This window comes from Amycolatopsis rhizosphaerae (genome assembly GCF_007713715.1).
GTDB lineage: Bacteria > Actinomycetota > Actinomycetes > Mycobacteriales > Pseudonocardiaceae > Amycolatopsis_E > Amycolatopsis_E rhizosphaerae.
The window spans coordinates 1-8,654 of sequence record NZ_VJWX01000304.1 but is presented as its reverse complement, the minus strand read 5'-3'; the positions used below and the strand labels follow the sequence as shown (position 1 = coordinate 8,654).

Annotated in this window: 9 protein-coding genes; 8 read left to right on the top strand and 1 reads right to left on the bottom strand. The window is 70.3% G+C overall.

All coding sequences use genetic code 11. The features are described from left to right. The 8 genes from FNH05_RS25165 to FNH05_RS25130 form a co-directional block, all read left to right on the top strand. The coding region (locus tag FNH05_RS25165) for a hypothetical protein (RefSeq protein WP_144591187.1) at window positions 1-233 on the top strand (233 nt) is incomplete at its 5' end. 5 nt (window positions 234-238) lie between these two features. Next, complete coding sequence (locus FNH05_RS25160; protein WP_144591186.1) at window positions 239-895, top strand: NHL repeat-containing protein; 657 nt, start codon at window positions 239-241, stop codon at window positions 893-895. Continuing rightward, window positions 892-2,163, top strand: a complete 1,272-nt coding sequence (locus tag FNH05_RS25155; protein WP_144591185.1) for an ATP-grasp domain-containing protein — start codon at window positions 892-894, stop codon at window positions 2,161-2,163. The genes FNH05_RS25160 and FNH05_RS25155 overlap by 4 nt, the downstream gene beginning before the upstream one ends. A 79-nt stretch (window positions 2,164-2,242) precedes the next feature. Further along, on the top strand, window positions 2,243-3,439 hold the full coding sequence (locus FNH05_RS25150) for a DUF6004 family protein (RefSeq protein WP_144591184.1): 1,197 nt from the start codon (window positions 2,243-2,245) through the stop codon (window positions 3,437-3,439). Window positions 3,440-3,544: 105 nt separating this feature from the next. Beyond that, complete coding sequence (locus FNH05_RS25145; RefSeq protein WP_144591183.1) at window positions 3,545-4,441, top strand: 50S ribosomal protein L11 methyltransferase; 897 nt, start codon at window positions 3,545-3,547, stop codon at window positions 4,439-4,441. Further along, complete coding sequence (locus tag FNH05_RS25140) at window positions 4,438-5,091, top strand: NHL repeat-containing protein (protein WP_144591182.1); 654 nt, start codon at window positions 4,438-4,440, stop codon at window positions 5,089-5,091. The genes FNH05_RS25145 and FNH05_RS25140 overlap by 4 nt, the downstream gene beginning before the upstream one ends. Then, window positions 5,088-6,401, top strand: a complete 1,314-nt coding sequence (locus FNH05_RS25135) for an ABC1 kinase family protein (RefSeq protein WP_144591181.1) — start codon at window positions 5,088-5,090, stop codon at window positions 6,399-6,401. Before FNH05_RS25140 ends, FNH05_RS25135 begins: the two co-directional genes overlap by 4 nt. Before the next feature lie 154 nt (window positions 6,402-6,555). Next, window positions 6,556-7,668, top strand: coding sequence for a hypothetical protein (locus FNH05_RS25130; protein WP_144591180.1), 1,113 nt, complete (start codon window positions 6,556-6,558; stop codon window positions 7,666-7,668). Between the two features lie 39 nt (window positions 7,669-7,707). Here the strand turns inward: FNH05_RS25130 and FNH05_RS25125 are convergent. Continuing rightward, window positions 7,708-8,654, bottom strand: a 947-nt coding sequence (locus FNH05_RS25125) for a metallopeptidase TldD-related protein (protein ID WP_144591179.1), incomplete at its 5' end; no start/stop codon positions are given.

Genomic DNA, 8,654 nt, shown 5'->3' with positions numbered 1-8,654 from the left:
CGAAGGCGTTGCTGGCCAAGCGCGGTTTCGACCCGGTGCTCGGTGCCCGTCCGCTGCGCCGGACCATCCAGCGGGAGATCGAAGACCAACTGTCCGAGAAGATCCTGTTCGGCGAGGTGCAACCGGGCCAGACCATCATCGTGGACGCCGAAGGGCCGGACGAGCAGGCCCGGTTGACCTTTCGCGGCGCGGGCCGAACCGTCGTGGCCGCCGGCCTGGCGACGGGGATGTGATCACGATGCCCGTGCCCATCGTCAATCCCGCCGTCGAGGCACTCCGGTCGCTGCCCGCGCCCGGGGCCTACCTCTGCGGTCTCACCTGGGACGGAACGTACCTGTGGCACTCCGACCAGCAGGCCGGCCGGGTGTACGCCCTCGACCCGGACGACGGCACCGTGCTGCACACCGTTGCCTGCCCGGGAGTTCGGGCCGATCTGACCTTCCACGGCGGGCGGCTCTGGCAGATCGGGGAGCGGCCCAAGCGCTTCCTCGTCCTCGATCCACGGACCGGCGAGGTCGTGGAACGCCGTGCCATCCGGCCGTCCAACGGCCGGATTTGCGGCGCGGAGGCCCGTCCCGAGGGGATATGGGTCTGTCTGCGGCGGCCCGCGGTCGTCCAGCTCCGGTCGGCCGGCTCCGTGGACGTCTTGAAGGAGTTCCCGGTCGCCGGAAACCCGTCGGGGCTCACCGAGGTCGACGGCGTCGTGTACTACACCGACTTCGAGGACGTCGTCGTCCGTGGCTACGACGTCGCGACCGGTGAGCAGGTGTTCTCCGAACCCGCGACCGGGAGCCCCACCGGCCTCACCTACGACGGCCGGTACCTCTGGTACTGCGACTTCCCTGGCCGCGCGCTGCGGGCGATAGCCCCCCTCGATCGGGGAGCCCGGCCATGAGGCCGCTGGTGCTCCTGGTCGGGATCGTCTTCGAGGGGTACCGCGGCTATCTGCTCGACAGCATCGGCTCTGTCGCCGACGTGTGGCTGCTCGCCGAGGCCGAGCCCGCCCCGTCGGTGGCGGAGAAGCTGGCCGGGCACACCGTCGTCGACGTCTTCGACACTCCCGCACTGGTCGCCGCGGCCCGGGAAGTCGCCGGTCGGCGCCGCGTGACCGGCGTCCTGTCCTGGGACGAGCTCAAGATGTCCGGCACTGCCCACGTCGCCCGCGCGCTCGGCCTGCCCGGGGTGGGGCCGGACGTCGTGGACCGCTGCCGGGACAAGCACCGCACCCGGGCCGCCCTCGCCGCCGCGGGGGTGCCCCAGCCCGCCTCCGAAGTGGTCTCCACCGCTGCGGAGGCGACCGCCGCCGCGGATCGGATCGGATACCCGGTCGTGCTCAAGCCGCGCGACCTGGGAGCCAGTATGGGTGTCATCCGGGTCGGCTCGCGGCAGGACCTCGCGGACGGCTACGCCCACGCCAGGGCCGCGCGGGTCGGTCCCGTCCCGTACCGGTCCGATGGCGTTCTGGTCGAGGAGTTCGTCGACGGCCCTGAGGTCAGTGTCGACTCTTGGGTCAGTGCCGGGCGCAGCCACCCGCTGTTCACCGCGCACAAGACGACCGGGTATCCGCCGTACTTCGAGGAGATCGGGCACGTGGTCGACGGCCGCGAGCCAGGGGACCCGGATCTGTACCGGGTCGTGGCGGCCGCGCACGAGGCGCTCGGCTTCGACCACGGGATGACGCACGTCGAGCTGCGCCTGGCGCGGGACGGCTGGCGGGTCATCGAGGTCAACTGCCGCCTCGGCGGGGACCTCATCCCCATGCTCGGCCGCGCCGCGACCGGTGTCGACGCCGGTGTCGTCGCGGCTCGGCTGGCCTGCGGTCTCGAGCCGGATCCGCGGCCGGGCCGCGACCGGGCCGCGGCCGTCCGGTTCCTGTACCCGCACGCCTCGTGCCAGGTCGACCGGGTCGAGATCGACACCAGCCGGCTCCCGGCGGCGATCGAACTCGCCGCCGGGCTCGTACAGCCGGGAACCACGATTTCGCCGCCCCCGGCGGGGCACGTCTGGGGGCGCTATGCCGTCCTCGTCGCGGTCTCCGGCACCCCGGAGGGCTGCGCCGCGGCGCTCGACGCGGCCGAGCCTGCCGTCCTGCTGCACACCCGTACGGGGACCCCGGAGAGCAGTACCGTGGGGCATCTTGCTGATAACTATAAAAAACAGTAGTATTATCTCACCGGACACGAGGGCCCTCGTATTCACAAGTTGTCCGTTATCCCCTATCAACTCCGCTGGAGGTCGGCTAATGACCAGGGAGAACTACGAGTCACTGGGCCTGGCGCCCAAGCCTCTCCGTCCGCACATCCTTGCCGCTGCGACTGTCGTCTTCGGAGATGACTACTATAACGGTAAGCGAGAGACGATCAACCTCTCGGGCTTCGTCCAGATGAACAAGTGGCCGATGCCGGGCTTCGAGCACCGGGTGGATGAGCGTGGGCACGCGCAGTTCGACACCGAACTGATCAGCGCGCCCGAGGTCGGCATCAAGGGCTTCAGCTACGAGCTGAACGACCGGATCCAGATCCTGTCGAACCCGAAGCTGCCGAACACCGGGCACGTGAAGCAGATCGCGCCCGGCAGGAACTTCCCCGCGGAGTTCCACATCCGCCGCTTCGGCATTCTGGAGACCAGCACCATGCGACTGGTCCACCGCAACGTCATCCCCATCTACGGAATCGTCGACGACATCCCGCCGTTCAAGAAACCGCTGAGCAGCCCGTACCTGGGCTTCCCGCGCGGGGACCACCACCAGGAGCTGGTGCAGGCGCCGAACGTCGTCCGCGGCACGGAGCTGCCGGAGGCCTGGTACCCGTCCGATGACGAGAACAACCCGATCGGCATCACGCCGACGGTGTTCTTCGCCGCCGCCCCGGCCGCTTGCATGTCCATGCTGACGGACCCGTCGATGATCATGCAGATCTCGATGGACGGTCAGCTGACGCTGGAGCTCGGCGGCCGCACGATCACCGTCGAGGTGGCGGGCGACCACTCCCTCGCCGCCGGTGGGGAGATCCTGTTGTTCGGCCCGGAGAAGCACGACGAGGGCACCGGTGTGCTGGCGCAGCTGGCGCGCGTCGCGATGGTCGGTGAGTGCCCGGAGCTGGGTGGCCGGGTCATGCTGCGGGCAAGCTGGGCACGCCCGTCGGGCGGCTCACTGGGCGAAGGGACCGAGGACAGCCTCAGCCGGGTGCGGTACCCGAGCGATCTGCACTTCGACGCGCAGTTCGAGATCGTCACGCCGCACGGCACCCTCTACGCCGCCAACCCGGTCCACATCGCGGGTCGCCTGAACGACCTCGACCCGCAGGGTACCGACCTGGCACTGGAGGGCCCGGACACCGCACTGGTGACCGAGGACGACACGGTGAAGGCCCGGTTGACCGGTGCCAAGCTCGTGATGCGGGAATCGATCGTCGGCGAGCATGCCGCGGTCAACGTCTGAGCCGCGAACGCGCAACTCCGCCCGGGACTCCGCCGCAGGCGGTGTCCCGGGCGGCCGTCGCCATCCCGCGTCGTCGTCTACGGCGGCCGCCGAGAAGAGGCACCCATGAACCCACGCACGCTGTTGATGCATCAGATCATGCTGTCCGATCGCACCCGGCTGGCGGCCTACGACCGGGCGCTCGCGGCTGCCGTGCGCGCTGGTGATGTCGTGGCCGACGTCGGCGCGGGAACCCTGGTGCTGGGACTCATGGCATTGCGGCACGGTGCCGGACACGTCTACGCGATCGAGGGCGACCCGGCGACCGCGGAGCTGGCCGCCCGGATCGCGCGGGACAACGGAGTCGCCGAACACGTGACCGTCATCCAGGGCGACGCCAGGGCGGCCAAGCTCGAACGGAAGGCCGACGTGGTGGTCGCCGAGCTGATGGGCAACCTCGGCCCGGAAGAGGAAATGGCCGAGATTCTGGCCGCGTTCGCGCGGCGCAACCTCGCCGACCACGGCCGGATCGTTCCCGGGCGGCTCCAGACGGTGCTCACCCCCGTCGAGTTCGACGGGGAGGGCTGGGGGATCTGGTCCGAGGAGTTGCACGGCCTGCGGTTCGGCGCGGTGCTCGACCACGTCGCGCCCGCCGCCCAGCTCCACTTCTTCCAGCGCCCGCCGCGCGTGCTCGGCGGGCCCGTGGTGGCCGCGGACGCCCGGCTCGGGGAGCGTGCACGGCCGATCGGCGGCGAGCGCCACATCGTGCGGATCGACACTCCCGGAACGCTTCATGCGATCGTCGGCTCGTTCCGGGCCGTCTTCGCATCCGGTGTCGAGCTCGCGAACTTCCCCGGCTACCCGGGCTGCAACTGGGCCTGCTGGGTGTGGCCGGTACGGCACAGCCGGGTCGCGGCGGGCGACACCCTGAAGGTGGCACTCGAACGTCCCCGGGACACCGCCCGGCTCGCCGAGACCTGGACGATGGATGTCGGACTCGCGCGGGGATCGGTGTGGTCGTGACCATCTGCGCAGGCATCGTCCGCGACCTCCCCGTCCGCGCGCTCGACCTCTGCGGGGTCACCTGGAGCGGAGAGTACCTGTACTTCGCCGAGATCTTCTCGAAGCAGATCGGCGCGATCGACCCCAACAGTGGCGAGGTCGTGCAGCGGATCCCGTGCCTGGACGTCGCAGGCGATCTCACCACCCTGCGCGGCGCGCTGCTCCAGGTCGTCGGCGAGCACCGTGACCTGCGCCTGCTCGATCCCGCGACCGGCGACGAGATCGACGAGTGGCCCAACCCGCGGCCCGGGCACGAGGTTTCCGGCGTGGAGGCGTGCCGGGACGGCGTGTGGGTCGGCTACGCCGACCTCGGCCTCGTCGAGCTGCGCGACCCGGACCGGTTCCGGCTGCTCGACCGCGTCGAGGTGGGGCATCCGGTGACGGGCGTGACGGTGTCGGACGGTTTCCTGGTGCACACCGATCGCGACGCCTCCCGGGTCCGGTTCACCGATCTCGCGAGCAGGCGCCAGCGCCTCCCCGTCATGGTCTGGGGCAAGCCCAGAGCGATCACCTGGGACGGCCGCCTGTTCTGGTACTGCGACCACGCGACTCTGCAGCTCCGGGCGATCGAACTGCCCGGCATCACCACGTCCGGAGGTGGGACGGCATGACCGGAACCGAGCGGAGCGGCGGCGGTGCCGCCCGGCGGGCCGCGCAAGACGCTCTGCGGGTAGCCCGGCTGCTCCTGGTCATCGGGCGGGTGGCCGGACCCGCCGCCGCGACCGCCCTCGCCCACCGCCTGGCCGGGCGGCGCCGGGAGGGCGCACGTGTGCTGTACCGGGTCGCGCCGGTGCTGCTCGCGCGGCTCGGCCCGACCTTCGTCAAGGTGGGCCAGGTGCTCGCCACGCGTCGCGACATCCTGCCCGCCGAGCTGTGCGACGAGCTTTCAACCCTGCACGACGACGTCCCCGCGACGCCGTCCGCCGGCACCGCCGGGGCACTGCGCGAGGCCTACGGCGACGACTTCCGCACCTTGTTCACCGACGTCGAGCTGACCCCGGTCGCGGCCGGGAGCGTCGCGTGCGTGCACCGGGCGACCGATCGGGACGGCCGCGTGGTCGCGCTGAAGATCAGGCGGCCGGGCATCGACCGCCTGATGGCGCGCGACCTGCGGCTGATCCGGCGCGGTGCGGCGCTCGCCGCTCGCTTGCCCGCGTTCGCCGGACTCCCCGTCACCGAGATCATCGGCCATCTGTGCGACGCGGTGGCCGGCCAGGTGGACTTCCGTGCCGAGGCCGACGCGCTGAACCGGCTGCGGCGCAACCTCTCCGGGGTGGCCCGGGTGTGGGTCCCCGCGGTCCGGCAGGAGCTCTGCCGGGATGCCGTGATCGCGATGGAGTTCATCGAGGACCTCGACGGCGCGGCACGCGCCGTCGCACCGGTGCTGCGGAAGAAGTTCGCCGAGTCGGCGCTGATCTCGATCTACCAGATGCTGTTCGTGGACGGCTTCGTGCACTGTGACCTGCACCCGGGCAACCTGAACTTCACCCCGCGCGGCCAGGTCGTCGTGCTGGATGCCGGGTTCAGCGTCCAGCTGTCCGATCGGTTGCGGCGGTTGTTCGCCGAGTTCTTCCTGAACATGGCCGTGGGCCGCGGGCTGCGGTGCGCGGAGATCGTCGTGGAAAGTGCGGCCGGGGTCGGTCCGGACGCCGACGTCGACGGGTTTCTGGTACGGATGACGGATCTGGTGCGGCGCAACCACGGCCTGCCCGCCCGGGAGTTCAGCCTGATGGGCTTCGCCACCGAGATGTTCGACCTGCAGCGGGCCCACGGCGTGCACGCCGCTCCGGAGCTGATCTTCCCGCTGCTGTCGTTGCTGGTGATCGAGGGGACGATCCGGGAACTGCACCCGGGCATCGACTTCCAGGAGACCGCCAAACCAGTGATCAACCGTGGCCTTTGGTCGGCAACGCGGCCCTGAGAATTCTGTGGTGTCCGCATCGAGAGAACACCCGAAGGTGTCAGAGCGCGGAAACGAGTAGTTCAAATTGATAGAGTGAGGTTTCCGGTCGCGGGAACCGCCTGGAGGCCGACCGGACTTTTGTTGCCCGAGCCCGGTGATGGCAGGTGTGATCATGGTGGGACGCGACCGCGCACACTGTTCCGCGCGCACGGGCCCGCTCAGCGACGTAACGGTTGATCGGCGCCACTTCCTCCATTTCACCGGATTGGCGTTCGGCGGCGTAATGGTGCTCGCGTCATGCGGACGGGTAGGCGGCCGGACGGCCGGACCGACCGAACCGGTGCCGCCTGCCTCGGCAACTCCGGACGCCCCGCCCAGGGTAAGCCGAAACTATTCCTATGCGACCGTCGAGTACCCGAAATCCGTCAAGACCACGCTTTACGGGATCAACAACAAGGGGGAGACGGCGGGATACTTCGCCGACGGCAAGGGGGTGCACGGCTTCCTGCGATCCGTCGGGGGCGAGTTTTCCGACGCTGTCGATCATCCGGAGGCGGGGAACGCGACGGCGTTGCTCGGGTTGAACGACACCGGCGACGTGGTCGGCTATTACCACGGCAAGTCCGGCCAGGGGGGATATCCCGGATCGATTTCGCTGCCTTCCCGCGGTGTGTTCTCATTCGTCTATTCCCTGGGAGCGAAGAAGTTCGAACCGATCGCTCCGCCGGAGGACGGCATCGGCACGGTGGTGGCGTTCGGCATCAATGACTCGGGACTGGTCTCCGGATGGTATTTCGCGCAGGACACGTCCGGCCGGAGCGAAGCGATCGTCAAGGGTTTCGTGTGGTCCAAGGCGGCTCGCGGATATGTGGACACGTTCCGGTATGGGGACGAGGCGGGAGAAGGGACCTTCGCCACAGGGATCAACGGTGCCGGACTGGTGGTCGGGCAGTTCGTGGGAAAGGACAAGGCGCGGCACGCCTTCGTGCGAGACAGCAAACGGAGGCTCGTCATATCCTCCGTCGACCACCCGAACGCGCGAGAGCCCGAGGGCGGGACGTGCGCGATGGCGATCAGTGACTCGGGTGTCGTCGCCGGCATCTACCAGGACAGGCAGGGCGGTCGCGCCTACTTGCGAGCGGACCAGGACACGTTTGTCGAGCTGCGGCACCCCGACGCTGCCTCGGATATGTCCGCCTGCGGCATCAATGCCTCCGGAAAGGTGGTGGGCGACTTTTACGACAGCCGCGGCACCACTCTCGGCTACCTCGCAACTCCGGCGTAAAGGGCCCTGTGGGGCCTTCCCGCCACGCGGGCGGCGGAGTCATACCGCGTCGCTGGTCGCCGTCCAGAGGAAGTCCGGGACGCGCAGTGGTGGCATCGCCGTGCGGGGCAGCGACAGGCCGCCTTCCCGGCCCACGGTGCGCCGGACCGGGCCGGCCGCCACCGCCCGGGCGAGCACCCCCAGCGAACTCTCCTCGAAGCGGAGGTTCGCCGCCCGGCCGACGATACGGCCGTCCTCCACGACGTGGACGCCGTCCCGGGAAACCCCGGTGACCAGCAGCCGGGCCGGGTCGACGTCCCGGATGTACCACAGCGACGTCACCAGCAGCCCGTGCTCGAGCCCGGCCGCCGGTTCGGGGTCGGCCGCGCTCGCGGCCGGACCGTCGAGGATCAGGTTGTCCACCGGGCCGGTCGCCGGGATCCCGGCTGCCGCGGCGGCCCGGCGTGAGCCGGGCAGGGCACGGAGTACGCCGTCATCGATCCAGCGGGTAGCGGCCAGCGGGATTCCGTTGTCGAAGACCGACCTGCCCGCGCCGGATTCGCGGGCGATCATGAAGGGCGTGCAGGCGAGCACCGGGTCGTGCGGGTCGCTGCGCAGAGACAGCCCCGGCGGGGTGAGCCGCTCGCCGAGGCGCGGCCGTCCCGACGCGCCGAGCGGACTGCCGCCGGCGGCGGCCCGCTCGACCTCGGCCGAGGAGTACAGGTGCAGCATCAGATCGGCCACGCATGCGGGGGACAGGACCGTGTCGTGCCGTCCGGCGGGGACCTCGATCAGCGGGAGGGCGGCGTGCAGGCGGCGGCGGAGCTCGTTGTCGAGGGCCGAGACGGAGATGTCGCCGAAGTCGGTGGTCCCGGTCCCGGCCCAGGACGACGTCGTACCGTCCGCGGACCGCAGCTGCGCGTCAAGGTGACCGGCCGCGCCGACGTGCCGGAGCCGCAGCCCGGACGAGGACGCCAGATAGCTGGTCGTGTGCCGGTGCGCAACGT

Excerpts from the sequence above, each read along its gene's own strand:
- FNH05_RS25130 (WP_144591180.1), top strand. The coding sequence starts at position 6,556 with ATGGTGGGACGCGACCGCGCACACTGTTCCGCGCGCACGGGCCCGCTC.
- FNH05_RS25135 (WP_144591181.1), top strand. The coding sequence starts at position 5,088 with ATGACCGGAACCGAGCGGAGCGGCGGCGGTGCCGCCCGGCGGGCCGCG.
- FNH05_RS25150 (WP_144591184.1), top strand. The coding sequence starts at position 2,243 with ATGACCAGGGAGAACTACGAGTCACTGGGCCTGGCGCCCAAGCCTCTC.
- FNH05_RS25145 (WP_144591183.1), top strand. The coding sequence starts at position 3,545 with ATGAACCCACGCACGCTGTTGATGCATCAGATCATGCTGTCCGATCGC.
- FNH05_RS25160 (WP_144591186.1), top strand. The coding sequence starts at position 239 with ATGCCCGTGCCCATCGTCAATCCCGCCGTCGAGGCACTCCGGTCGCTG.
- FNH05_RS25155 (WP_144591185.1), top strand. The coding sequence starts at position 892 with ATGAGGCCGCTGGTGCTCCTGGTCGGGATCGTCTTCGAGGGGTACCGC.